The sequence below is a fragment of the Pseudomonas sp. P4_C4 genome, from assembly GCF_056402055.1.
Genome location: NZ_JBFUID010000047.1, coordinates 26561 through 49503, shown reverse-complemented (window position 1 = coordinate 49503; position 22943 = coordinate 26561). Strand labels below are relative to the sequence as shown.

Below are 22943 nucleotides of genomic sequence, written 5' to 3'. Positions count from 1 at the left end.
GATGTCAACTGACACACCATCGCGAGCAAGCTCGCTCCTACAGTTGGACAGTGTTGATTGATTGGTCAATGTTCGGCCCGAAAACCACGTATTCTCCGCCCCCCCGTTTCACCTTCAACATCGCGAGGACAGCTTGTCTAAAGGTATCGCTCTATCGGTTTCAGCCTCGGTGCTTTTTGCCGTCATGTATTACTACACGTCGCTGCTCACCCCCTTGAGCGGCGTGGAAATCTTCGGTTGGCGCATGCTGCTGACCGTGCCGTGCATGACCGTGTTCATGGTGGCATCCGGCGAGTGGAAGCGCGTGCTGGAGATCGTTCGGCGCGCCATTGCCAACCCGAAACTGATGGGCGCGCTGATCGCCTCCTCTGCCCTGCTCGGCGTGCAATTGTGGCTGTTCATGTGGGCGCCGCTGAACGGCTACAGCCTCGACGTGTCACTCGGCTATTTCCTGTTGCCGCTGACCATGGTCTTGACCGGGCGGATCGCCTACGGCGAACGCCTGTCCTACCTGCAAAAAGTTGCCGTGGTATTCGCCTGCCTGGGCGTGATCAACGAGGTATATCAGGTCGGTGGTTTTTCCTGGGCGACCTTGCTGGTCTGCATTGGCTATCCGACCTACTTCTTACTGCGCAAACGGCTGGCGGCGGACAACCTCGGCGGCTTGTGGCTGGACATGGCATTGACGCTGCCGGTGGCGATCTGGTTCATTCAGAGCGGCGCGCAAGGTTTCGCTGTGTTTGACCAGCATCCATGGTTGTCGCTGTTGATCCCGCTGCTCGGCGTGATCAGTGCGTCGGCGCTGGTGGTCTACATCATTGCCAGCCGCCTGCTGCCGTTCAGCCTGTTCGGCCTGTTGAGCTACGTCGAACCGGTGTTGCTGCTGGGGGTGGCATTGCTGCTGGGAGAGAGCATCAAGGCCGGCGAATGGCTGACCTACATCCCGATCTGGATGGCCGTGCTGGTACTGATGTTCGAGGGGTTCAAGCATCTGGTGCGGCAGCGCAGACCTTAAGCACACACAAAACAAATGTGGGAGCGAGCTTGCTCGCGATGGCGGTTGTACATTCAACATTAATGTTGACTGACACACCGCCATCGCGAGCAAGCTCGCTCCCACAGTTTTTATCGGTGTAACGGCTTAGTCGGTTGAAAGAACACCACGACGCACCTGGTCACGCTCGATGGATTCGAACAGTGCCTTGAAGTTACCTTCGCCGAAACCATCGTCGCCCTTGCGCTGGATGAATTCGAAGAACACCGGCCCCATCAGGGTCTCCGAGAAGATCTGCAACAGCAGGCGCTTGTCGCCCGACTCGGACGAACCGTCCAGCAAAATGCCCCGCGCTTGCAGTTCACCGACCGGCTCGCCGTGGTTCGGCAGACGGCCTTCGAGCATTTCGTAGTAGGTCTCCGGCGGCGCGGTCATGAAGCGCATGCCGATGCTTTTCAGGTGATCCCAGGTCTTGAGCAGGTCATCGGACAGGAACGCAACGTGCTGGATGCCCTCGCCGTTGAACTGCATCAGGAACTCTTCGATCTGCCCGGCGCCCTTGGACGATTCTTCGTTCAACGGAATGCGGATCATGCCATCGGGCGCGGTCATGGCCTTGGAGGTCAGGCCGGTGTACTCGCCCTTGATGTCGAAGTAGCGGATTTCGCGGAAGTTGAACAGCTTCTCGTAAAAGTTGGCCCAGTAGGCCATGCGACCGCGATACACGTTGTGGGTCAGGTGATCGATGATCTTCAGGCCGGCGCCAACAGGGTGGCGGTCCACGCCTTCGATGAACACGAAATCGATGTCATAGATCGAACTGCCCTCGCCGAAACGGTCGATCAGGTACAGCGGCGCGCCACCGATGCCTTTGATCGCCGGCAGGTTCAGCTCCATCGGGCCGGTTTCAATGTGGATCGGCTGGGCGCCGAGTTCCAGGGCACGCTTGTAGGCTTTTTGCGAATCCTTGACGCGAAACGCCATGCCGCACACCGACGGACCGTGCTCGGCCGCAAAGTACGAGGCCACGCTATGGGGTTCGTTATTGAGGATCAGGTTGATCGCGCCCTGGCGATACAGGTGCACGTCCTTGGAACGGTGGGTCGCCACCTTGGTGAAGCCCATGATCTCGAAGATCGGCTCCAGGGTGTTCGGGGTTGGCGATGCGAGCTCGATGAATTCAAAGCCCATCAGGCCCATTGGGTTTTCGTATAGATCTGCCATGGTCGGCGCCTCATCATTTTTTTATCAATTAACAAAGGTTAGTTGTAAGCAATGCTGAGACTGGCGGGTGGCGCACAGGAGATGCCCCGCACACTGCGGGCGAGAAAGTCACCGTAGATCAGTTGAAACCCGAATATCTTCATTGTCGACCCAAGGCTCTTGCGGGCGAGGCTTCTGCTGCCAGAAGACGATTATTATTGTATGCGTAAACCGATTCTACACAGCGTAAATCAGTTTGTCCGCCTTCTGTATCAAATCCCCTTTTTCCCTGCTCGTGCAAGGGGTTTATTGCACAGGAAAATCCCTGCCAATATCAGCCCGCCGCCCAGACACATGGCCAGCGTCAGCGGCTCACCCAGCAGCAGCGCGCCAAGGACTACCGCCGTCAGTGGGTTCAAGGCAATGAACACCCCGGAACGCATCGCGCCGATTTTGCGGATGCCTTCGTAATAGCCGATATAGGCCAGCGCCGAACCCAGCACGCCCAGGTACAAAAGGCTCAACCATTGCTGTGCACCCAGCTGGCTGATCGCGGCGACACTCACCTCGCCGCGGACGATGCTAGTCATCCAGAGCATGCCGGTGCCGAGCAAAATCGAATAGGTCACTGTTTGCACCGGTCCCAGGGTCTGGTTCAGCTCTCTGGAGAACAGCGAGTAGACTCCCCAGCCGAGGACACAGCCAAAAATCAGCAGATCGCCGAGCCAGGCACCAGCACCGACACCGACACCGCCGGCCAGTAATTGCGGATCGCGGCTGACGATCACCATGCTGGCGCCCGCCATGCAGATCGCAATACCCACGACTTTTGCCTTGTTCAAACGCTCCTTGAACAGCAGCCAGGAGGCCAGCCCGATCACGGCCGGATTCAGTGCCACGATCAAGGATGCCCGTGAAGCATTGATGTAGTGCAGGCCGTAAAAGAAGCACAGGTTGTAAAAAAAAATCCCGAAAAAGCCAAGCAAAAGCAATTGCAGCCATTGCCGGGCGCTAGGCCGAACCATCGGTATCCGCGCCATGCGCACAAACAGCAGCAACGCCACGCTGGCCAGTAGAAACCGCAGGCTGGCCGCCAGCAGTGGGTTGAGGCTATCGGCCAGATAGCGTCCGGCAACGAAGGTGCCACCCCACACCATGGTGACCGCCGCCAGTTTCAGATACACCGGCAGATCCGAGGGTTTTGACAGCGCTTGCTCGCAGATCGTCATTAGATTCCAGGACCGGATATTGGAGAGATGACGTATCATTTGACTAATACCCAGTCATCGTAAAATGAGCAAACACTCATGACCCTCACTCAACTGGAGATTTTCTCCCTCGTGGCCGAACTCCAAGGCTTCACGGCAGCAGCCAATCGCCTGGGTATTTCCCAATCGGCGGTGTCCCATGCCTTGAAGTCCCTGGAACTGGAGTTGGGTGTCGAGCTGTTGCGCCGCCATCAATCCCGGGTCGAGTTGAGCGACATTGGCCAGCAGTTGTTGCTGCGCGCCCGAACGATGCTCGGCCTGGCCAACACCCTGCGCCAGGAAGCGGCCGATGCGAGGGGCATGAAACGCGGCACGCTGCGCATCGGCTCCTTCGGCCCGACCTCATCGATCAAATTGCTGCCGTTGATTCTGCAGCAGTTCCGCGCCGCCCATCCCGGCATAGAGGTGCATATCGACGAAGGCCCCGACCGCCAGGTGCTCCAGTGGCTAGAGGAACGACGGATCGACATCGGCTTTGTTGTGTTGCCCGAGGAGCGTTTCGACACGGTCGCGTTGATCGAAGACCAGATGGTCGCGCTACTGCCCGCCGACCACCCGCTGGCGGTTCACGACAGCCTCAGTCTGAAGGATCTATGCGATTTCCCGTTTGTGCTGACCGAGGCCGGTTCTTCGGAGCTGGTTTCACGCCTGTTCACGGCGGCCCGACTGACGCCCAACATCCGTTATCGCTGCTCACAGTTGATCAGCACCCTGGATGTCGTCACTCGTGGCGACGGGGTGACGGTAGTTGCCGAAGGTTCATTGCCCAATCAAATTGACGGCCGCTGTGTGAAAAAACCGCTGTCGCCGGCAGTGTTGCGCCAAGTCGGCCTGGCGGTGCTCGATCGACGCCAGGCATCACCCGCGACGCTGGCCTTTATCAAACTGGCCGAAAGCCTTGACTGGCGTTGAGCGGCATAACCGCCAAGGGCCAACTATCATGGCCCGTACCCGAACTCTTCGTGGGAGGCGTTTTGCCCTGCCAGCGTTTGAGAGCCTTACTTCTTCGTGACAGGATTCGCGAATGCCGCTGAAAGCCAAAACCCGCAGTCGCAGCACAAGAATGGCTGTCACCCTGATCAGTGGATTGCTCCCGGTGCTGCTGGGGGCCGCCATTCTTTACATGCAAGCAGGGCGTGCGCTCAAACAAAATGCCGAACAAACCGCCGAAGAAGCGATTCGCCAGTTCGACTTGATGCTCGACAACAGCGCCCAGGCCGCTCGTGAACTGCTGCCACTGGCGGGCCAAAGTTGCGCTGACGTCAGTCTGGCCCTGCGCGAGCAGGTCACTCGCCGCCCCTTCGTGAGTTCAACCAATCTGGTGTGGAACAACAACCTCTATTGCAGCTCTCTGTTCGGCGACTACCAGGAGAAGGTCAACCCCGGTGACTACACCCAGGGCGCCTTATGGCTCAGGAACGGCAATCCGGTAACGCCCGACACCGCCTTGCTGGTATACCGCCTGAGCGAAGGAAAAAAAGGGGCACTGACGACCCTCTATGGTCATCACTTGAGTCATATTCTGCGTTTGATCGGCCGCAAGACCTTGCTCTTGCTGCAAGTAGGCCCGGACTGGATAGCCGCCGACGGCAAGGTTCACAGGGGCGCCGCGCCGGACCTGCCCGTTGCGCAAAGTCGATTGGCCTCCCGGCACTATGCTTTTGCCGTGGAAGCCGGCTTTCCCGAAGGCGAAACCTGGCGATACATGAGAAACGAATATCCGCCATTGTTCAGCTTGCTGATTTTCTTCGGTGTGATTGCCGGGTCAATCGGTCATTTCCTGCAAAAACGCTCATCGGCACCCACCCAGGAAATGCAGCGGGCACTGGAAGCTCAAGAGTTCATTCCGTATTTCCAGCCCGTGGTGCATGGCGACAGCAAAAACTGGTCCGGCGCGGAAGTGCTGATGCGCTGGAAACATCCGAAGGAAGGTCTGGTGCGTCCGGACCTGTTCATCCCGTTTGCCGAGCACTCCGGGCTGATCGTACCAATGACCCGCTCGCTGATGCGACAAACCGCCGCCCTGCTCGCCCCGCACTCCGCCAGATTCAACAAGCCGTTTCACATTGGCATCAATATCACCGCCAGCCATTGTCAGGACCTGGAGCTGGTCAAGGATTGTCGCGAGTTTCTCGATGCGTTCGAGCCGGGCTCGATCCATCTGGTGCTGGAACTGACCGAACGTGAACTGATCGTGCCCACGACCATCACCCTGCAACTATTGGAGCAACTTCGCGAACTAGGCGTGAAAATCGCCATCGACGACTTCGGCACGGGCCACTCGAGCCTTGGCTACCTGCGGCAGTTCAATGTGGACTTCCTGAAAATCGACCAGAGCTTTGTCGCCATGATCGGCATCGACACACTCTCCAGCCACATCCTGGACAGCATCATCGAGCTGGCGGCCAAGCTCGACCTTGCCCTGGTGGCCGAAGGTGTCGAAACCCGTGAACAGAGTGATTACCTGAGCGCTCATCAGGTCAACTTCCTGCAAGGTTATCTGTTCGGCAAACCCATGCCCGGCGCGGAGTTCATTAGTGCATTAAGCAACCATTAACTAGCGGATTTAACCGATAAAACAACGACCACACGCACCAATTTGAATCAAAACACTACTGCCGTTACATGAAAAAAAAGACAGGATTTACTCTTGGCCAATTAACTACTACAATTTTACATGCCTGTGCTAAATTGGCAGGTGAGCCACTATCACCGAGTCGCTTCAAGGCTCTTGGCTTATAGCTTTGTTTGCGGTTGGTATCAGCCAAACACACTATTGGAGTAAAGATATTGTCCAGACTCGCTGAATTCCGTGCAGCCGAAAAGGCTCTTCAAGAACAGCTCAAGCAGCTGGAGTCCTTGAAGAACGATGCCGGGCTCAAGAAAGAAATTGAATTCGAAGAAAAGCTCCAGGGCTTGATGAAAACCTATGGCAAGAGCCTGCGCGACATCATCGCCATTCTCGACCCCAACCCGGCAAAATCCGGCCTGCAGCAGGCAGCCGCACCTAAAACCCGCCGCGCCCGTGTGGTCAAGGTTTATCAGAACCCGCACACCGGCGAGCTGATTGAAACCAAGGGCGGCAACCACCGCGGCCTGAAAGCCTGGAAAGAACAGTACGGTGCAGCCACCGTTGATTCGTGGCTGCGCGGCTAACTCTCGCGGCGACAAAAAAGCCCTGCTTATGCAGGGCTTTTTCATGGGTTATCTAAATGCCCGGGGCGGACACCAGCCAACTACCTGACTGCCACCAACTTTGTGCTTAATCCATTTGGATATCTAAAATTTTCTTCATGCATCGAAAAAGCACTGTCGCTTACTAAAGTTTCAAGCTGTTTCGGGCAGCGTCTATTTCATCCTGGCTCGCCTTATAAGCCTCAGCCTGCCCGGCGTAGGAAAGAACATAGGCCTTATCGGCATCCACCGCAGCCACCAATGTTTGAGAAAGCACATGCCTGCCATTTTGCGTGATGGTGCAGGTTGTTTCCAGCGCGGCCAATCGACTCAACGTAGTCGAATGAATGCGCGTACAGACACTTTGATACCCGCCCTGAAAGAAGTCTTTTTGAACTGACTTGCGCATCTCCAGCAATACGCCTTCGAGGTTTACCTGGTGATCGCTTTGCACCGGACTCATGGTCAGTTCCATCACCATGAGCGGCGATCCATTCTGATCATTTTTTACCGCCCGCTGGCGACTGACCCCAGACGCCGATTCAGGCACGACTTCGACCTGCCAGCCTTCCGGCCAGGTCACTACTGGCGCATCGGCGCGGGCAACGCCAGCCAGCGAAAGCACGCTTAGCAAGATGAACAGCACGTTACGGAATCGAATCATTGCAATGGGCACTCACGGATCAAGCCGTAAAGTCTGGGCCCAGGCCGGCTGTCAGGCAATAGCCGACTGTTTGGGTTTGGTGATGTCCGAGCCCTTGCGTATCATTGTCGCCATTCGTTAGCCCACATATTTCCCGGAGGGCCCATGAGCCTGCACGAATTGAACACCTTCCCCGGCGTCACCGCCCAACCGGACGCCGCCACGCAGAAGTTTGTCTTCAACCACACCATGCTGCGGGTCAAGGACATCACCAAGTCCCTGGATTTCTACACACGCATTCTGGGCTTTACGCTGGTGGAAAAACGCGACTTCCCGGAAGCCGAGTTCAGTCTGTATTTCCTGGCGCTGGTCGACAAAAACCAGATCCCGGCCGATGCCGTCGCGCGCACCGAGTGGATGAAATCGATCCCCGGCATCCTGGAGCTGACCCACAACCATGGCACCGAGAACGATCCGGATTTCGCCTACCATAATGGCAACACCGACCCCCGCGGTTTCGGCCATATCTGCATCTCGGTACCGGACATCGTCGCCGCGTGCGAGCGCTTTGAAGCACTGGGCTGCGATTTCCAGAAACGCTTGAGCGATGGTCGTATGAAGAGCCTGGCGTTCATCAAGGACCCGGACGCCTACTGGATCGAGATCATTCAGCCAGCGCCACTGTAGGAGCGGGCTTGCTCGCGATAAACCTGAGAACACCGCGGGGCACCTGCCAACCAGCGTTATCGTTGACGACCATCGCGAGCGAGCTCGCTCCTACATAAGTGACGTGCAAGACAAAAAAACCCCATGATCATTCATGGGGTTTTGTGTTTTCAGCGCCGGGGTTTATGCCGGGGCAGAAGTACGGATCAAGTGATCGAAGGCACTCAGGGAAGCCTTGGCGCCCTCGCCCACTGCGATCACGATTTGCTTGTATGGCACGGTGGTCACATCGCCGGCGGCGAACACACCCCGCACCGACGTTTCACCGCGGGCATCGACGATGATCTCGCCACGGGGTGACAACTCAATGGTGCCTTTGAGCCAATCGGTGTTGGGCAGCAGACCGATCTGCACAAAGATTCCTTCCAGTTCCACACTGCGCAACTCGTCGCTCTGACGATCCTTGTAGCGCAGGCCGTTGACCTTCTGACCGTCGCCGGTGACTTCAGTGGTTTGAGCACTAGTGATCACGGTGACGTTCGGCAGGCTGTGCAACTTGCGCTGCAATACCGCATCGGCACGCAGCTGCACATCGAACTCCAGCAGCGTGACATGGGACACGATACCGGCCAGATCGATGGCCGCTTCGACGCCGGAGTTACCGCCGCCAATCACTGCCACGCGCTTGCCCTTGAACAGCGGGCCGTCACAGTGCGGGCAGTACGCCACGCCTTTGTTGCGGTATTGCTGCTCGCCCGGAACGTTCATTTCACGCCACCGTGCGCCGGTCGCCAGAATTAAGGTCTTGGCCTTGAGCTTCGCGCCGCTGGCGAAGTGGACTTCGTGCAACTCACCTTCTTTGCCAGTGATCAATTTGTCTGCGCGTTGCAAATTCATGATATCCACGTCGTACTGTTTGACGTGCTCCTCCAGGGCCACGGCCAGTTTCGGCCCTTCGGTTTCCTGCACCGAGATAAAGTTCTCGATGGCCATGGTGTCGAGCACCTGCCCACCAAAACGTTCGGCCGCGACACCGGTGCGAATGCCTTTACGGGCCGCGTAGATTGCCGCCGAGGCGCCGGCTGGCCCACCGCCGACCACCAGCACATCAAAAGCGTCTTTGGCGCTGATCTTCTCGGCCTGGCGCTCGATACCGCTGGTGTCGATTTTGGCGAGGATTTCTTCCAGACCCATGCGGCCTTGACCGAAGTTCACACCATTGAGGTAGATACTCGGCACCGCCATGATCTGGCGCTCATCGACTTCAGCCTGGAACAGCGCGCCGTCGATGGCGACGTGGCGAATGTTCGGGTTCAGTACCGCCATCAGGTTCAGCGCCTGGACCACGTCCGGGCAGTTCTGGCAGGACAGCGAGAAGTAAGTCTCGAAGTTGAACTCGCCCTTGAGCGAGCGGATCTGTTCGATCACTTCGACACTGGCCTTGGACGGGTGACCGCCGACTTGCAGCAAGGCCAGCACCAAGGAGGTGAATTCATGGCCCATCGGGATGCCGGCGAAACGCAGGCTGATATCGGCCCCGGGGCGATTGATCGAGAACGACGGCTTGCGCGCATCATCACCGTTGTCGAGCAAAGTAATCCGGGTGGAAAGACTGGCAACGTCTTTCAACAGTTCGAGCATTTCCTGGGATTTCGCACCGTCGTTGAGGGAAGCAACGATCTCGATCGGCTGGGTGACCCGTTCCAGGTACGATTTCAACTGGGCTTTAAGATTGGTGTCCAACATACGGGCGATTTCCTTGAATTCTTGAGACAAAAAAACGCCCGAGCGAATCTCGCCCGGGCGTTTTTATTGGGCGGTGCAGCTTGCTTAGAAGGTGCGGAAGTCCGCCCTGATGAAGAGCGTCACAGACTTAGATCTTGCCGACCAGGTCCAGGGACGGTGCCAGAGTGGCCTCGCCTTCTTTCCACTTGGCTGGGCAAACCTGACCTGGGTGAGCAGCGACATACTGGGCTGCCTTGATTTTGCGCAGCAACTCGGAAGCGTCACGGCCTACACCGCCGTCGTTCAGTTCAACGATCTTGATCTGGCCTTCAGGGTTGATCACGAAGGTGCCACGGTCAGCCAGACCGGCTTCTTCGATCAGCACGTCGAAGTTGCGGGAGATCGCGTGGGTCGGGTCGCCGATCATGGTGTACTGGATCTTGCCAATGGCTGGCGAAGTGTTGTGCCAGGCAGCGTGGGCAAAATGGGTGTCGGTAGAAACGCTGTAGATCTCGACGCCCAGCTTCTGGAACGCGTCATAGTTGTCGGCCAGGTCTTCCAGCTCGGTCGGGCAGACGAAGGTGAAGTCGGCCGGGTAGAAGAACACCACAGACCACTTGCCTTTCAGGTCAGCGTCCGAGACTTTTACGAAGTCGCCATTTTTGAATGCGTCAGCTTTGAACGGTTTAACTTGGCTGTTGATGATAGGCATCGTTGACTCTCCGTCAGGGGTTAAGAAGTTGATGGAGAGAACTTTACCCACTCGACGAACGGAAGGCTCATTGGCAAACCTGATGCTGCTGATTGGCTTTCGCTATTAGCCAGCTGTATTAATAGAAGAAAACGGTATCTAGGGTGACACGGGCTTTTCTGTGATGCGCGCCATGCCGAGGAACGGACTGGCTTCGATGTAACGCATGGCTGACTTCATGTCTTTCCAGCCTACATAGCTCATCAGCGACTTCAAATCCCAGCCACTTTGATGCGCCCAGGTCGCAAAGCCACGGCGCAAGGAGTGACTGGTGTAAAGCTCGCCGGCGATACCCGCCCGCGCCAACGCCTGACGCAATAACGGAATAACGCTATTGGCGTGCAATCCCTCCTCACCCAAATGCCCCCAACGGTCGATGCCACGGAACACCGGCCCACGTACCAGTGCCGCCTCGGTAATCCAGTCGATATAAGCCTGCACCGGACACAAGCGTTGCAAGGCCGGCGTCTGATAGGTCTTGCCGAGGTTGTCACGATCACTCTTGCTGCGCGGCAGATAGAGACTGATGCCGGAACCGGCGCTGGCCTGCACGTGTTCAACCTGAAGCCGGCACAACTCATCACTGCGAAAGCCGCGCCAGAAGCCCAGCAGAATCAACGCCATGTCGCGCCTGGCCCGCAGCAAACCCGGCCGGTCGCCTGCGGCCCTGGCGGTTTGCACTTCTAGTTCCAGACAACTGACCACCTGTTCCAGATGCCGAAGCTGCAAGGGTTCGGCTTGTTTTTCCTGGGCCGGGTGCAGCGCACGAATACCCTTGAATACTTTGCGCACCACCGGCGCCTTGGTGGGATCGGCAAAGCCCTGACTGTTGTGCCACTGCGCCAGCGCCGAAAGCCGCAACTTGAGCGTATTGATCGATAACACCCCGGCATGCGCCACCAGATACCGCGCCACGCTGTCGCCGGTGGCCGGCAGAAAACCACCCCATGTCACCTCAAAGTGTTCGATGGCCGCGCGATAGCTGCGGCGAGTGTTGTCGCGTGTCGCAGCCTGCAGGTAACGATCCAGCTCGGTCATTGCAAAACCTGTGTTGACTGATTGTAGGAGCGAGCTTGCTCGCGATGATCGTTAACGATGACGCTGGCCGTCTGAATGCACGCGGCGCTCTCTGGTTTTTCGCGAGCGAGCTCGCTCCTACAGGGTTTGTGTACGGAAATAGCTCGAGGAATACCTTGAAATCGTCATCACACGGGGTAATACCAGTATATCCCGTGTTAATAGCATTCAGTATTTAACTTTATGGATTGAATGGTACAATGTGTATTTACGTGGTACGTACCACACCATCAAAACCCGGGAGAACTCATGGCACGCGGCGGTGTAAATAAAGCGGTGGTTCAAGCCGCTCGGTTGGCGATCCTCGCCCGCGGCGAAAACCCCAGCATCGATGCCGTACGGATCGAGATGGGCAATACCGGTTCGAAAACCACGATCCATCGCTATCTCAAGGAGCTCGATGACAGGGTTGAACCTGTCGAAGCGCCGACGGAACCGATCGACGACGAACTGATGGCGCTGGTGGCGCGGCTCGCACAAAGACTCAAGGAGCAGGCGCAAGAACCCATCGACCAGGCACGCGCGCAGTACGAAGAACAACGCAAGGCGCTGGATAACCAGCTCGGCAAAGCGCAAGAGGCCAACAGCGAACTGCACCAGCAATACGAATTTCAAAGCCTGGCGCTGACCCAGGAATCCGAGGCCCTGCAAGAAACCCGCGCCATTCTGCAAACGGAGCAAACCCGCAACGCCGGGCTGAACCAGGCGCTGGCCGATTTCGAACTGCGCTTGAAAGACAAGGACGAGCAGATCCGCTCCCTTGAAGAAAAACACCTGCACACTCGCGACGCGCTGGAGCACTACCGCAATGCGGTCAAGGAACAGCGCGAACAGGAAATGAGTCGCCATGAAGGCCAGGTGCAACAACTACAGATGGAACTGCGCCAGGCACAACAAAGCGCGCTGGTACGCCAGGATGAAATCACCCAGTTGCACCGCGACAATGAACGCTTGCTGACTGAAAACCGCGGCACGCTGCGCGAACTGAGCCTGCTGCAAGAACAGCTCAAGCAAAGCAATAGCCGTCAGGATCAGTTGCTGGAACAGGCCACCCGCGTCGACGGCGAACGCACCCTCCTCCAGGAACGCCTGCGCGTCGCCCTGCTGGAAAGCCAGGCACTCAAACAGAATGTCGATGAGCAGTCGCAGCTCAACAGGTCACTGGAAATGGATTTGGCCAAGACCCGCACGGATCTGGAAGAACGCGTGCGTCTGGCCGCGACCCTTGCGGCAGCGGCAGACGCAGCGAAGGACGATTAACCGGCGAGCGGCGTACGCATGGTGACGAACTCTTCGGCGGCCGTCGGGTGCACGCCGATGGTTTCGTCGAAGTCGCGCTTGGTGGCGCCGGCCTTCAAGGCAATCGCCAGGCCCTGGACGATTTCACCGGCGTCCGGGCCGACCATGTGGCAACCCAGGACCTTGTCGGTCCTGGCGTCCACCACCAGCTTCATCAGCGTGCGCTCCTGGCATTCAGTCAGGGTCAGTTTCATCGGCCGGAAGCGGCTTTCGAAGACCTCCACCTCGTGGCCGGCTTCGCGAGCCTCTTCTTCGGTCAAACCGACGGTGCCTATGTTTGGCAGGCTGAACACCGCCGTCGGGATCATCTTGTAATCCACCGGACGATACTGCTCGGGCTTGAACAGGCGTCGCGCCACCGCCATGCCTTCTGCCAGGGCAACCGGTGTCAGCTGGACACGACCAATCACATCGCCCAGCGCCAGGATCGACGGCTCGGCGGTCTGATACAGCTCATCGACCTCGACGAAGCCTTTCCTGTCGAGTTTGACCCCCGTGTTTTCCAGCCCGAGATTGTCCAGCATCGGACGACGACCCGTGGCGTAGAACACGCAATCGGTTTCCAGTTGGCGACCATCCTTGAGCGTGACTTTCAGGCTGCCGTCGGCCTGCTTGTCGATGCGTTCGATGTCCGCATTGAATTGCAGATCCATGCCGCGCTTGGTCAATTCTTCCTGCAAATGCTTGCGCACGGAACCGTCGAAGCCGCGCAGGAACATTTCGCCGCGATACAACAGCGTGGTCTGCGCACCCAAGCCGTGGAAGATCCCGGCAAACTCGACCGCAATATAGCCACCGCCTACCACCAACACTCGCTTGGGCAGCTCTTTGAGGAAGAACGCCTGGTTGGAACTGATGGCATGCTCGTGCCCCGGGATCTCCGGAATCTGCGGCCAGCCGCCGGTAGCGATCAGGATATTTTTGGCGGTAAAGCGCTCGCCATTGATCTCGACCTGATGCGGGTCGACGATCTTCGCGTGACCTTCATGCAAGGTCACGCCGCTGTTGACCAGCAGGTTGCGATAAATGCCATTGAGGCGATTGATCTCGCGGTCCTTGTTGGCGATCAGCGCCGCCCAGTCGAACTGCGCTTCATCCAGGCTCCAGCCAAAACCGGAAGCCTGCTCGAAGTCTTCGGCAAAGTGCGCACCGTAGACCAGCAATTTTTTCGGCACGCAGCCGACGTTTACACAGGTGCCGCCCAGGTAGCGGCTCTCGGCCACGGCCACTTTTGCGCCGAACCCGGCAGCAAACCGCGCCGCCCGCACACCGCCAGAACCGGCACCAATCACATAAAGGTCAAAATCGTAGGCCATTTTCAATCTCCTCGGCAGGCCAACAGCATACCTGCGGACGGCCGCTGAGCAAGCATTGTGCTGAAATGCTCGGGCCGTGCGATGCGCGGCCCAATCTTCATTTTCGATCAATGCCCCTCTGCAGATTGCGTTTTCGGTGTCCGCAGAGTGCGCCAAGCAATCAAAATCGCCATGAGTGCCAAGCCGAACGTCACCCACGAAACCAAACCGATCCCACCTTCGAATGCCCTTCCCGCCTGCGCCATCAATTCCCTTGCTTGATCACCCGACAAGTCTGCCGCCACATGATAGGCGCCAGACAGCGTCTCACTCGCCAGCATCATCTGCACTTCGCTCAGGAACCCCGGAAGCTGCAATGCGCCGCGATAGTAGGCGGTGACGACACCGCCGAGCACTGTCGTCCCCAAAACTACGCCCACTTCATAGGCCGTTTCGCTAATGGCCGACGCGGCGCCCGCCTTTGCCGGTGGTGCGGCTGACAAAATCACATCATTGGACACCGTCGCGATTGCGCCCACGCCAATGTTCAGCAAGGCAAAAGCCACCACTAGAACGGTCAGGCTACTGCCCATGCTGGCGACCAGCAAAAACGCCGCTCCAGCAAACGCCATCAAAATCGGTATCAGCACATGCACCTGTAATCGCCGTGCGACAGGCACGACCGCCATCCCCACTACAATCGCCATGACCTGACCAGGAATCAACGCGAGGCTAGCACTCAAGGGCGACATCTGAAGAACGATCTGCAGGAACTGAGTGGCAAAGAATACGAAACCGACGAGAAACGCGAGACTCATCAAATTGATCGCGACAGAGCCGCTAAAGGTGCCACTGCGGAACAGGCTCAGGTCCATCAGCGGCACTGGCAGGCGTAACTGTCGACACACAAACATCCAGCCCGCAACTGCGCCTACTGCAAATGCTGTCAGCGCCATCCAGTCGAAACCATTACTGGCGCTGTGTTTAATGCCATAAACAATGGCACCAAGAGCTACCATCGATTGCAGGATGCTTATCGGATCCAACGGTCCTGAAGCATCTCGCTCGGATTCGGGCAACAACAGTGGCCCCAACACCAGCAGTGGCACCAACACGGGCACCGCCAACAGGAAAATCGACCCCCAACTGAAGAATTCCAGCAACACCCCGCCCACCAAAGGACCGAGTGCCGAGCCGACCGTCAACGTCGTTGCCCAGATCGCGACTGCCAGTCTGCGTTCTTCTCGGTCCTCGAACACCGAACGTATCAACGCCAACGTTGAGGGCATCAGCATTGCACCGAAAATACCCATACAGGCTCGCCCGGCAATCAGTTGCGCGGCGGTATCGGAATACGCGGTTAACACCGACACAATCGCAAAACCCAAGGACCCGACCAGCAACAACTTACGATGACCGACTCGATCTCCCAGACTACCCATCGACACCAGCAACCCCGCCAATACCAGCGAATAAGCATCGATCATCCACAACTGCTGGCTAGCACTCGGACGCAGGGCCTCGGCAATTTTTGGTAACGCGAATCCAAGCACCGTATTGTCAACTGTTACCAGCAATACCGGGAGCATCAGTACGCTTAGAGCCAACCACCGTTTTAGGGTCACGCTTCCTGTTAACGCCATTCACGAAGCTCCATTTCCTCATAAAACCTCAGCGACTTTAAGCGCGTCCTTGACGTGACATTAGTCACGCAGTGCAAACCGGCTCTGGTATATCCCATTTAATACAGAGGTTTTTAGCCACAACAATCATCGTTTGCGCCGGCAATTAACAAATCAGAATTTTCTTTCGCAACTCCTAGCGATGGATGTCAGGCGATACCTACCTTCTCGTTCCCCTGCGTACCTGAGCCCGCACAAAAGCAAACGCCCCGAACAAGTCGGGGCGTTTGCCTGGGCTTTCATCTGTTTGTTGCTACACAACCTGAGAAGGTGAATTCAATACAAGCAGCTCAAGCGCTATCAGTACGCCTTGCCCGTCTTGTAGAAGTTCTCGAAGCAGAAGTTGGTTGCGTCGATGTAGCCTTCGGCGCCACCGCAGTCGAAACGCTTGCCCTTGAACTTGTAGGCAATCACGCAACCATCCTGCGCCTGCTTCATCAGGGCGTCAGTGATCTGGATCTCGCCACCTTTGCCTGGATCGGTTTGTTCGATCAGGCTGAAGATGTCCGGCGTCATGATGTAACGACCGATGATCGCCAGGTTCGACGGGGCATCTTCCGGCTTTGGCTTCTCAACCATGTTGCGTACGCGGTACAGGTCATCACCAATCAGGTCGCCTGCAATCACACCGTATTTGCTGGTTTCTTGCGGGTCTACTTCCATGATCGCGACGATGGTGCAGCGATACTGCTTGTACAGCTTGACCATCTGCTTCAGTACGCCGTCACCTTCCAGGTTGACGCACAGGTCGTCCGCCAGTACCACGGCGAACGGCTCGTCGCCGATCAGCGGACGACCGGTCAGGATCGCATGACCCAAACCTTTCATTTCAGTCTGGCGAGTGTAGGAGAACGAGCACTCATCCAACAGGCGGCGGATGCCGACCAGGTATTTTTCCTTGTCGGTGCCCTTGATCTGGTTTTCCAGCTCGTAGCTGATGTCGAAGTGGTCTTCCAGGGCGCGCTTGCCGCGACCGGTGACGATGGAGATTTCGTTCAAGCCAGCGTCCAGTGCTTCTTCAACGCCGTACTGGATCAGTGGCTTGTTCACCACCGGCAGCATTTCTTTGGGCATGGCTTTAGTCGCTGGCAGGAAGCGAGTGCCGTAGCCGGCTGCTGGGAACAAGCATTTCTTGATCATATAAGTCCTTGTAAGGGCTGTGCGTGTACGAGTTTCGGCGCAGTCTAATCAGGCGGCGTGCACCTTACAATGCCCCCGCGCTGGCTAACCGATGCCAACATAGAGAAATAAACTGGCCGATAGTTCCCTGCGCAAGCCCTTATGCATAGCAGAGACTTGCGCAATTGCACGGCTTTCAACCGCCAGGAACGAAGCACCATACGCCCTTCGGCACCCGTTGAGTGCGTTTGGCGGTATCATGGCGCGATTGAACCAGACAACGAGGCAAATAGATGTCGGCAGTAAAAAGCGTCAACGGATTCCTGATCAATCAGGTGAAAGACGGTCAATGGTGGGTAGCCAGTGTCGCCGGTGAAAATATCGCCGGACCTTTCCCTTCCGAAGCCCTGGCAATCGAAGTGGCCTCGGTGCTGGAGCTTGAGCACCCGGAGCCCAAGCGACGTGGCAAGGACAATAGCTGATCGACGTCCAATGCGAATAGCCCTGCCATTGCGCAGGGCTTTTTTATGAATGCATGCAATAACGTGGCGTTTGGCTATAACCTTTTGCCTGCGGCGCTGTCTCAGCCTTAGCCCCTCCCCTGATGATGATCAAGCCATGAACAAAATTTTGCCTTTGCTAGCGGTATTGGCCCTGAGCGGCTGCGCAACGTCGGAAGAAACCTACCTGGGCAACGGAGAACAAGGCCTATCGATTGATTGCTCCGGGGAAGCCAATTCCTGGGCTGCGTGCTACGAAAAGGCCGATGCGTCCTGTGCCGGCACCGGCTACAAGATTGTCGGAACCGATGGTACGCCCTCGCTCAAGGAGAGCGACAAGACCCTCGGCGCCGATATCGGCAACTACAAGAGCCGCAGTGTCGTGGTGGTCTGCAAAGAAGGCGCTCGGCCCTACAGATGAATTTCGGCGAACTTGATCCCAAGTCCACGCACGGTATCGATCAAATCATCAAGGCGACTGAAAGACTCGACTTCATCATTGTCATCCACCAGGAAATAGCTGCGCCCGGCGCTTTTCTTGAAAAACACGATCCATTCCCCCAGCTCCGCCGGATTCTGAATCACATGAGTGGCAGAGATTAAACCCTCTGCATGGCGCTCCCGGACCTGCTCTCGCTTCATGTTCGACTCCAGAAATGACGATGCCGCCAAAGCATGGCTTTGGCGGCATCGGTGCTGATCGTCGACAGTCTATCAGCCGGAAATGCACTCGTTGGCAGCATTCTGTACGTCCATTGGACGCACCGGGACATTGGACATGCTCTCGTGCAGCTTGATGCTGCTGCCACCCGAACGCTCTTCAATGTCGAATACGGCAGACGGGCCCGAGGAATACTTGAGTGGCACGATGACACGCAACCCATCCTTGTGCGGCTCGATTTGCAAGGCGCCACGACTGTCGGCCAGTTTTTCGCTCAGGCATTGCGCATATTCATGGGGTTTCTTGCCAGAAATCACGTTCATGGTCGGCAGCGACTCGTTGATTTCCGAGACGTTCGCACAACCACTCACCAATACCGCCAGCGAAAGAACCAAAAAACCCCACTTCATACAAAACCTCCGATAAAGAGGCTCGGACAGCGCAGATGCGTTTTTTCTCCGAGACAAACTGCTTTATCGCTCATCAAACGTGAAATTAGCGTTTTTAATTGTCAAAGTGGCCGGATAATAAGCCCTTCGGGCTGATAAACTGCGCCAATCGCCCATGCTATCGTTTTGATTTTGTAGAAAAAGCCCTTCTGGAGGCGCCTCATGAAATTTATCCATCAGCGCGAGCACCTCAATGAAGACGACATTGTCGTCATTCAATGCTCCCAAATGTGCAACATCCGCTTGATGAACGACGCCAACTTCCGCAGCTTCAAGAATGGCGGTCGTCACACCTATCACGGCGGCGCATTCGACACGTTTCCGGCCCGCATCACCGCTCCCAGCACCGGTTTCTGGAACATCACGATCGACACCGTCAACCGCCGCGCTATCAGCGTGACGCGCAAACCCACCCTGACCCACTCGATCAAAATCATTCGCCGTTCCAGCACGAAACTGAGCTGATCAGCGAACCCGAAACACAAGACAGGCAGATACAACCGTGGCCCAAACGACCAAGTACGTCATCAAATACAAACTCAACGGTGAGCGCCGCTTCGAGTTTGCCCAGCTTGAAAACGGCACCCCGGAAGAAGCCAAAGCGGCGCTGGATGCCCTTCATGGACAAGACGACGTCATCAGCGAAATCAGCGTCAGCAAAGCGCTGTAACGCGATCCGGAGCGACAATGGACGTCCGCTCCCATTCGCAGTTCGACCGCAAGCAGCGGAGTGCCAGCTTTATTTTTGCCGTGCAGACTAGCGACCTCAACAACAAGAGGCCCGGCAATGAGCGAGCAATATCTGGACAGGCTGGACTGGCCCTGGCTGGAACAGCAACTTGATCAGGACGGTTGCGCCGTCATCCCGTCACTGTTGAGCCACAAGGCTTGTGATCAGGTCAGCGCCTTGTACCCTCGAACCGAGCCCTTTCGCTCGCACGTGGTGATGGCTCGTCACGGGTTCGGCCGCGGCGAATACAAGTATTTCAACTACCCGTTGCCGGAATTGGTGGCCCGCTTGCGCAGTGCGCTCTACCCGCGCCTGGTGCCCATCGCCAATCGCTGGCAGGAACAAATGGGTTTGCCCGAGCGTTTTCCTGAAACCCATCAAGCCTTCCTCGAACGCTGTCATGCCGCTGGTCAGAACCGTCCGACACCGTTATTGCTGCAATATGGTCCGCAGGACTACAACTGTTTGCATCAGGATTTATACGGTGAGCATGTTTTCCCACTGCAAGTGGCGATTCTGCTGTCAGAACCCGAAGAAGACTTCACCGGTGGCGAGTTTGTCCTGACCGAACAGCGCCCGCGAATGCAGTCACGCCCGATGGTCATCAGCCTGAAGAAAGGCGACGGGGTGATCTTTGCCGTCAACCAGCGGCCGGTCAAAGGCGTTCGCGGTTACTATCGCGTGACCCTGCGCCACGGCGTGAGTCGCCTGCACAGCGGCAAACGGCATACCCTTGGAATCATCTTTCACGATGCGTCATGAACCCATGAATCCGCTGACTTTCGATCTGTTTGCCGATGCAGAGCCCGAGCAACAACCCAGGCGCGAGCAGATTGGTGAACAGTCCTACGTACTTAGAGGCTTCGCCCTGCCCTGGCTGGAGCGTTTGCTGCCCGCCCTGGAGGCGGTGCTGGCGGCTGCGCCGTTTCGGCAGATGGTCACGCCCGGCGGCTTTACCATGTCGGTCGCCCTGAGCAGTTGTGGCACATTCGGCTGGACCACTGACCGCAGCGGTTATCGGTACACCCGCGATGATCCACAGACCGGCCGGCCCTGGCCAATGATGCCCGAGGTGTTTCTGCAACTGGCACAAGCGGCGGCACTGGCAGCGGGTTTCCCCGATTTTGCGCCGGATTCCTGCCTGATCAACCGCTACATCCCCGGGGCAAAAATGTCATTGCATCAAGACAAGGACGAACATTCCTACGCAGCCCCCATCGTTTCTGTGTCGCTGGGGCTGCCGGCGATGTTCCTGTTCGGTGGCTTTGCACGCGGCGACAACAGCCAGCGCATCCCCCTGCTGCATGGCGACATCGTCGTCTGGGGTGGCGTGGATCGCCTGCGTTATCACGGCGTGTTGCCGATCAAGGACGGCCATCACCCGAGACTGGGCGAGCAACGCATCAACTTCACCTTCCGCACCGCCAGATAAAGACTGCGAATTTGACCGCAAGCGCCGGAGTGTGTGGGAATTGCCCCATGGTTAATGTGCAGGCAACCCCTCAATGGACGTGACGCCATGACTACCCAATCGACCAAGATCTCCATCGAAAACGATCCGCGCTGGGCCGCCGTGGTCGCGCGCGACCCCAAGGCTGACGGGCAGTTTGTCTATGCCGTGAAGACCACAGGCATCTATTGCAACCCCAGCAGCCTCGCGCGCTTGCCCAAGCCGCAGAACGTCGAATTCTTCGATAGCGCCGAACAGGCCCGGGCCGCGGGTTATCGTCCGAGCAAACGCGCGACAAAGGATCAGAGCGAAGTCGCCGCGCAACATGCCGCCATCGTGGCCGCCGCGTGCCGCCAGATCGAAACCGCCGAAACGCTGCCTGCCCTGGGCGAATTGGCCGAGGCGGCGGGCCTGAGCAGCTTTCACTTCCATCGTGTGTTCAAAGCCGTCACCGGCCTGACGCCCAAGGGCTACGCCGATGCCCATCGTTCACGCAAGGTACGCGAGCGACTGGCAGACGGCGGCTCGGTGACCGATGCCCTGTATGACGCCGGCTTCAACTCCAACAGCCGGTTTTATGAAGCGGCAGACCAACTGCTGGGAATGAAACCCGGGGACTACCGCGCCGCCGGTCAAAACAACGACATTCGTTTTGCCGTCGGCCAGTGTTCGCTGGGCGCGATTCTGGTGGCGCAGAGTGAGCGCGGGGTCTGCGCGATCCTGCTCGGCGATGATCCGCACCAACTGGTTTGTGATCTGCAAGACAAGTTTCGGCGCGCCAACCTGATTGGTGCTGACCAGAAGTTCGAGGCGTTGATTGCCAGAGTCGTCGGCTTTATTGAGGCGCCGGCCATTGGCCTTGATTTGCCATTGGACGTGCGCGGCACCGCATTTCAGGAAAGGGTCTGGCAAGCGCTGCGGGAGATCCCTGCCGGAAGCACGGCGAGCTACGCCGACATCGCCCTACGCATCGGTTCGCCGAAAGCCGTTCGCGCCGTGGCTCAAGCCTGCGGCGCGAACAGCCTGGCCGTGGCGATCCCTTGCCATCGCGTGGTGCGCAGCGATGGCAACCTGTCGGGCTATCRCTGGGGTGTCGAGCGCAAACGGCAGTTGCTGGAGCGCGAGTCGCCGTAATCAGCGATTCACATCCACTACCACGCGCCCGCGCAACTGCCCGGCAAGCAAGCGCGGCGCGGCTTCGATGGCTTCGCTCAAGCCGATTTCGTGACTGATAAGCGGCAACAGGTTGAAATCCAGATCCCTGGCCAGGCGATTCCAGGCCTCTACGCGCTTGGCCTTGGGCTGGGTCACGCTGTTGATACCGGCCAGGGTCACGCCGCGCAAAATGAACGGCGCAACGGATGCAGGAAAGTCCATGCCTTGCGCCAGACCGCATGCCGCGACGGTGCCATTGGCCCTGGTGCTGGCGCAAGCGTTGGCCAGGGTGTGGCTGCCGACCGAGTCGATGACGGCCGCCCAACGTTCCTTGGCCAGCGGCTTGCCTGGCTCGGACAGCGTGGCGCGGTCGATGATTTCGCCAGCACCCAGTTGCTTCAGGTAGTCATGCTCCGACGTACGCCCGGTGGAAGCCACCACCCGGTAGCCGAGCTTGTTCAGCAACGCGATGGCGAAACTGCCGACACCACCGTTGGCGCCGGTGACCAGGATTTCACCCTGTTCGGGCGTAACGCCATTGTGCTCAAGGGCCAGGATGCACAGCATGGCCGTGTAGCCCGCCGTACCGATGGCCATCGCCTGGGCAGCGGTGAATGCCTTGGGCAGCGGGATCAGCCAGTCACCGTTCAGGCGAGCCTTCTGCGCCAATCCCCCCCAATGCCCTTCACCCACGCCCCAGCCATTGAGCAGGACCTGGTCACCGACCTTGTAGTCCGGATGGTCGCTGACTTCAACGACACCGGCCAGATCGATGCCCGGCACCATCGGGAATTTACGCACCACCGGGCTGCTGCCGGTGATCGCCAGGCCATCCTTGAAGTTCAGCGTGCTGTAGGCAACACGCACCGTGACATCGCCCTCGGGTAACTGATCGTCCTGGATCTCTTGCAGTGTGGCCCGGTAACCGCTGTCGTCTTTGTCGATCAAAATACCTTTGAACATTACGGCCTCTCAATGGAATCAGTCTGGTGGTGGAGCCATTGAAATAACACATGGCAACGGATTGCCGTACCCGACTTTAAGCCAATCAGGCAAACCGCCGAGCGTTTTCATTGACGGCGGCTATGCTTTTCGCAACCTT

General features: G+C 57.7%; 25 protein-coding genes. 13 read left to right on the top strand and 12 right to left on the bottom strand.

Features of this window, described 5'->3' with window-relative positions:
* Positions 1-133 precede the first annotated feature (133 nt).
* Complete coding sequence (rarD, locus tag AC1DXW_RS22315) at positions 134-1015, top strand: EamA family transporter RarD (protein ID WP_477760460.1); 882 nt, start codon at positions 134-136, stop codon at positions 1013-1015.
* A 126-nt stretch (positions 1016-1141) separates the two neighbouring features.
* Here rarD and hppD read toward each other — a convergent pair whose 3' ends face one another.
* Positions 1142-2218 carry a 4-hydroxyphenylpyruvate dioxygenase gene (hppD, locus tag AC1DXW_RS22310; RefSeq protein WP_223463079.1) on the bottom strand — a complete coding sequence of 359 codons (1077 nt, stop codon included), beginning with the start codon at positions 2216-2218 and terminating at the stop codon, positions 1142-1144.
* A 251-nt stretch (positions 2219-2469) separates the two neighbouring features.
* Positions 2470-3426: a DMT family transporter gene (locus AC1DXW_RS22305; RefSeq protein WP_477755302.1), complete on the bottom strand. Its 957-nt coding sequence runs from the start codon at positions 3424-3426 to the stop codon at positions 2470-2472.
* A 78-nt stretch (positions 3427-3504) separates the two neighbouring features.
* On the opposite strand from AC1DXW_RS22305, the gene AC1DXW_RS22300 reads away from it, so the two are divergent.
* The 3 genes from AC1DXW_RS22300 (at position 3505) to AC1DXW_RS22290 (ending at position 6621) form a co-directional block, all read left to right on the top strand.
* Complete coding sequence (locus AC1DXW_RS22300; protein WP_477755301.1) at positions 3505-4377, top strand: LysR substrate-binding domain-containing protein; 873 nt, start codon at positions 3505-3507, stop codon at positions 4375-4377.
* Between the two features lie 112 nt (positions 4378-4489).
* The gene (locus AC1DXW_RS22295; protein ID WP_477755300.1) at positions 4490-6022 is read left to right on the top strand and encodes an EAL domain-containing protein; all 1533 of its coding nucleotides are present in this window, start codon (positions 4490-4492) and stop codon (positions 6020-6022) included.
* Between the two features lie 233 nt (positions 6023-6255).
* Positions 6256-6621 carry a histone-like nucleoid-structuring protein, MvaT/MvaU family gene (locus tag AC1DXW_RS22290; protein ID WP_008075430.1) on the top strand — a complete coding sequence of 122 codons (366 nt, stop codon included), beginning with the start codon at positions 6256-6258 and terminating at the stop codon, positions 6619-6621.
* A gap of 163 nt (positions 6622-6784) precedes the next feature.
* Here AC1DXW_RS22290 and AC1DXW_RS22285 read toward each other — a convergent pair whose 3' ends face one another.
* On the bottom strand, positions 6785-7303 hold the full coding sequence (locus tag AC1DXW_RS22285; protein ID WP_477755299.1) for a DUF4946 domain-containing protein: 519 nt from the start codon (positions 7301-7303) through the stop codon (positions 6785-6787).
* Positions 7304-7447: 144 nt separating this feature from the next.
* Between AC1DXW_RS22285 and gloA the strand changes: the two genes are divergently transcribed.
* A complete protein-coding gene (gene gloA, locus AC1DXW_RS22280) occupies positions 7448-7969 on the top strand; it encodes a lactoylglutathione lyase (RefSeq protein WP_477755298.1) in 522 nt (173 codons plus the stop codon).
* A gap of 162 nt (positions 7970-8131) precedes the next feature.
* On the opposite strand, the gene ahpF is transcribed toward gloA, so the two are convergent.
* The 3 genes from ahpF to AC1DXW_RS22265 form a co-directional block, all read right to left on the bottom strand.
* Entirely contained in the window at positions 8132-9694 is a 1563-nt protein-coding gene (gene ahpF / locus AC1DXW_RS22275; RefSeq protein ID WP_477760459.1) for an alkyl hydroperoxide reductase subunit F, read from the bottom strand.
* 127 nt (positions 9695-9821) lie between these two features.
* Complete coding sequence (ahpC, locus tag AC1DXW_RS22270) at positions 9822-10385, bottom strand: alkyl hydroperoxide reductase subunit C (RefSeq protein ID WP_007975937.1); 564 nt, start codon at positions 10383-10385, stop codon at positions 9822-9824.
* A 138-nt stretch (positions 10386-10523) separates the two neighbouring features.
* The gene (locus tag AC1DXW_RS22265; protein ID WP_477755296.1) at positions 10524-11462 is read right to left on the bottom strand and encodes a site-specific integrase; all 939 of its coding nucleotides are present in this window, start codon (positions 11460-11462) and stop codon (positions 10524-10526) included.
* A 288-nt stretch (positions 11463-11750) separates the two neighbouring features.
* Between AC1DXW_RS22265 and AC1DXW_RS22260 the strand changes: the two genes are divergently transcribed.
* Positions 11751-12761: a DNA-binding protein gene (locus AC1DXW_RS22260; RefSeq protein WP_477760458.1), complete on the top strand. Its 1011-nt coding sequence runs from the start codon at positions 11751-11753 to the stop codon at positions 12759-12761.
* On the opposite strand, the gene gorA is transcribed toward AC1DXW_RS22260, so the two are convergent.
* The 3 genes from gorA to galU all read right to left on the bottom strand — a co-directional run bounded on the left by gorA (position 12758) and on the right by galU (position 16917).
* Positions 12758-14116 carry a glutathione-disulfide reductase gene (gene gorA / locus AC1DXW_RS22255; RefSeq protein WP_477756272.1) on the bottom strand — a complete coding sequence of 453 codons (1359 nt, stop codon included), beginning with the start codon at positions 14114-14116 and terminating at the stop codon, positions 12758-12760. The genes AC1DXW_RS22260 and gorA overlap by 4 nt on opposite strands.
* A gap of 107 nt (positions 14117-14223) precedes the next feature.
* A complete protein-coding gene (locus AC1DXW_RS22250) occupies positions 14224-15738 on the bottom strand; it encodes an MFS transporter (protein WP_477760457.1) in 1515 nt (504 codons plus the stop codon).
* Positions 15739-16077: 339 nt separating this feature from the next.
* Complete coding sequence (gene galU, locus AC1DXW_RS22245) at positions 16078-16917, bottom strand: UTP--glucose-1-phosphate uridylyltransferase GalU (RefSeq protein ID WP_093220174.1); 840 nt, start codon at positions 16915-16917, stop codon at positions 16078-16080.
* A gap of 272 nt (positions 16918-17189) precedes the next feature.
* Here galU and AC1DXW_RS22240 point away from each other — a divergent pair, with 272 nt between their 5' ends.
* Complete coding sequence (locus AC1DXW_RS22240; RefSeq protein ID WP_477756506.1) at positions 17190-17378, top strand: hypothetical protein; 189 nt, start codon at positions 17190-17192, stop codon at positions 17376-17378.
* Positions 17379-17514: 136 nt separating this feature from the next.
* Entirely contained in the window at positions 17515-17817 is a 303-nt protein-coding gene (locus tag AC1DXW_RS22235) for a hypothetical protein (protein ID WP_477756505.1), read from the top strand.
* Here the strand turns inward: AC1DXW_RS22235 and AC1DXW_RS22230 are convergent.
* Positions 17808-18038 (bottom strand): hypothetical protein, encoded by a 231-nt coding sequence (locus tag AC1DXW_RS22230; RefSeq protein WP_046038394.1) that lies wholly within the window; start codon positions 18036-18038, stop codon positions 17808-17810. The genes AC1DXW_RS22235 and AC1DXW_RS22230 overlap by 10 nt on opposite strands.
* Before the next feature lie 72 nt (positions 18039-18110).
* Complete coding sequence (locus AC1DXW_RS22225) at positions 18111-18467, bottom strand: hypothetical protein (protein WP_218430727.1); 357 nt, start codon at positions 18465-18467, stop codon at positions 18111-18113.
* A gap of 201 nt (positions 18468-18668) precedes the next feature.
* Between AC1DXW_RS22225 and AC1DXW_RS22220 the strand changes: the two genes are divergently transcribed.
* The 5 genes from AC1DXW_RS22220 (at position 18669) to ada (ending at position 21820) form a co-directional block, all read left to right on the top strand.
* Positions 18669-18971 (top strand): DUF1883 domain-containing protein, encoded by a 303-nt coding sequence (locus AC1DXW_RS22220; RefSeq protein WP_007912251.1) that lies wholly within the window; start codon positions 18669-18671, stop codon positions 18969-18971.
* A gap of 37 nt (positions 18972-19008) precedes the next feature.
* Positions 19009-19176: a hypothetical protein gene (locus tag AC1DXW_RS22215; RefSeq protein WP_477756504.1), complete on the top strand. Its 168-nt coding sequence runs from the start codon at positions 19009-19011 to the stop codon at positions 19174-19176.
* A 117-nt stretch (positions 19177-19293) separates the two neighbouring features.
* Complete coding sequence (locus AC1DXW_RS22210; protein ID WP_477760456.1) at positions 19294-19998, top strand: 2OG-Fe(II) oxygenase; 705 nt, start codon at positions 19294-19296, stop codon at positions 19996-19998.
* Positions 19988-20668: a DNA oxidative demethylase AlkB gene (gene alkB, locus AC1DXW_RS22205; protein ID WP_477760455.1), complete on the top strand. Its 681-nt coding sequence runs from the start codon at positions 19988-19990 to the stop codon at positions 20666-20668. The genes AC1DXW_RS22210 and alkB overlap by 11 nt, the downstream gene beginning before the upstream one ends.
* An 87-nt stretch (positions 20669-20755) precedes the next feature.
* The gene (gene ada / locus AC1DXW_RS22200; RefSeq protein WP_477760454.1) at positions 20756-21820 is read left to right on the top strand and encodes a bifunctional DNA-binding transcriptional regulator/O6-methylguanine-DNA methyltransferase Ada; all 1065 of its coding nucleotides are present in this window, start codon (positions 20756-20758) and stop codon (positions 21818-21820) included.
* On the opposite strand, the gene acuI is transcribed toward ada, so the two are convergent.
* Positions 21821-22804: an acrylyl-CoA reductase (NADPH) gene (gene acuI / locus AC1DXW_RS22195; RefSeq protein ID WP_477756160.1), complete on the bottom strand. Its 984-nt coding sequence runs from the start codon at positions 22802-22804 to the stop codon at positions 21821-21823.
* Positions 22805-22943 lie beyond the last annotated feature (139 nt).

What these genes read in the sequence shown, in the direction of transcription:
- AC1DXW_RS22265 (WP_477755296.1), bottom strand. Translation starts at nt 11,462, where the DNA reads ATGACCGAGCTGGATCGTTACCTGCAGGCTGCGACACGCGACAACACT.
- AC1DXW_RS22210 (WP_477760456.1), top strand. Translation starts at nt 19,294, where the DNA reads ATGAGCGAGCAATATCTGGACAGGCTGGACTGGCCCTGGCTGGAACAG.
- galU (WP_093220174.1), bottom strand. Translation starts at nt 16,917, where the DNA reads ATGATCAAGAAATGCTTGTTCCCAGCAGCCGGCTACGGCACTCGCTTC.
- ahpF (WP_477760459.1), bottom strand. Translation starts at nt 9,694, where the DNA reads ATGTTGGACACCAATCTTAAAGCCCAGTTGAAATCGTACCTGGAACGG.
- AC1DXW_RS22235 (WP_477756505.1), top strand. Translation starts at nt 17,515, where the DNA reads ATGAACAAAATTTTGCCTTTGCTAGCGGTATTGGCCCTGAGCGGCTGC.
- gloA (WP_477755298.1), top strand. Translation starts at nt 7,448, where the DNA reads ATGAGCCTGCACGAATTGAACACCTTCCCCGGCGTCACCGCCCAACCG.
- AC1DXW_RS22240 (WP_477756506.1), top strand. Translation starts at nt 17,190, where the DNA reads ATGTCGGCAGTAAAAAGCGTCAACGGATTCCTGATCAATCAGGTGAAA.
- AC1DXW_RS22220 (WP_007912251.1), top strand. Translation starts at nt 18,669, where the DNA reads ATGAAATTTATCCATCAGCGCGAGCACCTCAATGAAGACGACATTGTC.
- gorA (WP_477756272.1), bottom strand. Translation starts at nt 14,116, where the DNA reads ATGGCCTACGATTTTGACCTTTATGTGATTGGTGCCGGTTCTGGCGGT.
- AC1DXW_RS22300 (WP_477755301.1), top strand. Translation starts at nt 3,505, where the DNA reads ATGACCCTCACTCAACTGGAGATTTTCTCCCTCGTGGCCGAACTCCAA.
- AC1DXW_RS22260 (WP_477760458.1), top strand. Translation starts at nt 11,751, where the DNA reads ATGGCACGCGGCGGTGTAAATAAAGCGGTGGTTCAAGCCGCTCGGTTG.
- AC1DXW_RS22225 (WP_218430727.1), bottom strand. Translation starts at nt 18,467, where the DNA reads ATGAAGTGGGGTTTTTTGGTTCTTTCGCTGGCGGTATTGGTGAGTGGT.
- AC1DXW_RS22285 (WP_477755299.1), bottom strand. Translation starts at nt 7,303, where the DNA reads ATGATTCGATTCCGTAACGTGCTGTTCATCTTGCTAAGCGTGCTTTCG.
- AC1DXW_RS22230 (WP_046038394.1), bottom strand. Translation starts at nt 18,038, where the DNA reads ATGAAGCGAGAGCAGGTCCGGGAGCGCCATGCAGAGGGTTTAATCTCT.
- acuI (WP_477756160.1), bottom strand. Translation starts at nt 22,804, where the DNA reads ATGTTCAAAGGTATTTTGATCGACAAAGACGACAGCGGTTACCGGGCC.
- ahpC (WP_007975937.1), bottom strand. Translation starts at nt 10,385, where the DNA reads ATGCCTATCATCAACAGCCAAGTTAAACCGTTCAAAGCTGACGCATTC.
- AC1DXW_RS22305 (WP_477755302.1), bottom strand. Translation starts at nt 3,426, where the DNA reads ATGACGATCTGCGAGCAAGCGCTGTCAAAACCCTCGGATCTGCCGGTG.
- AC1DXW_RS22250 (WP_477760457.1), bottom strand. Translation starts at nt 15,738, where the DNA reads ATGGCGTTAACAGGAAGCGTGACCCTAAAACGGTGGTTGGCTCTAAGC.
- hppD (WP_223463079.1), bottom strand. Translation starts at nt 2,218, where the DNA reads ATGGCAGATCTATACGAAAACCCAATGGGCCTGATGGGCTTTGAATTC.
- alkB (WP_477760455.1), top strand. Translation starts at nt 19,988, where the DNA reads ATGCGTCATGAACCCATGAATCCGCTGACTTTCGATCTGTTTGCCGAT.
- AC1DXW_RS22295 (WP_477755300.1), top strand. Translation starts at nt 4,490, where the DNA reads ATGCCGCTGAAAGCCAAAACCCGCAGTCGCAGCACAAGAATGGCTGTC.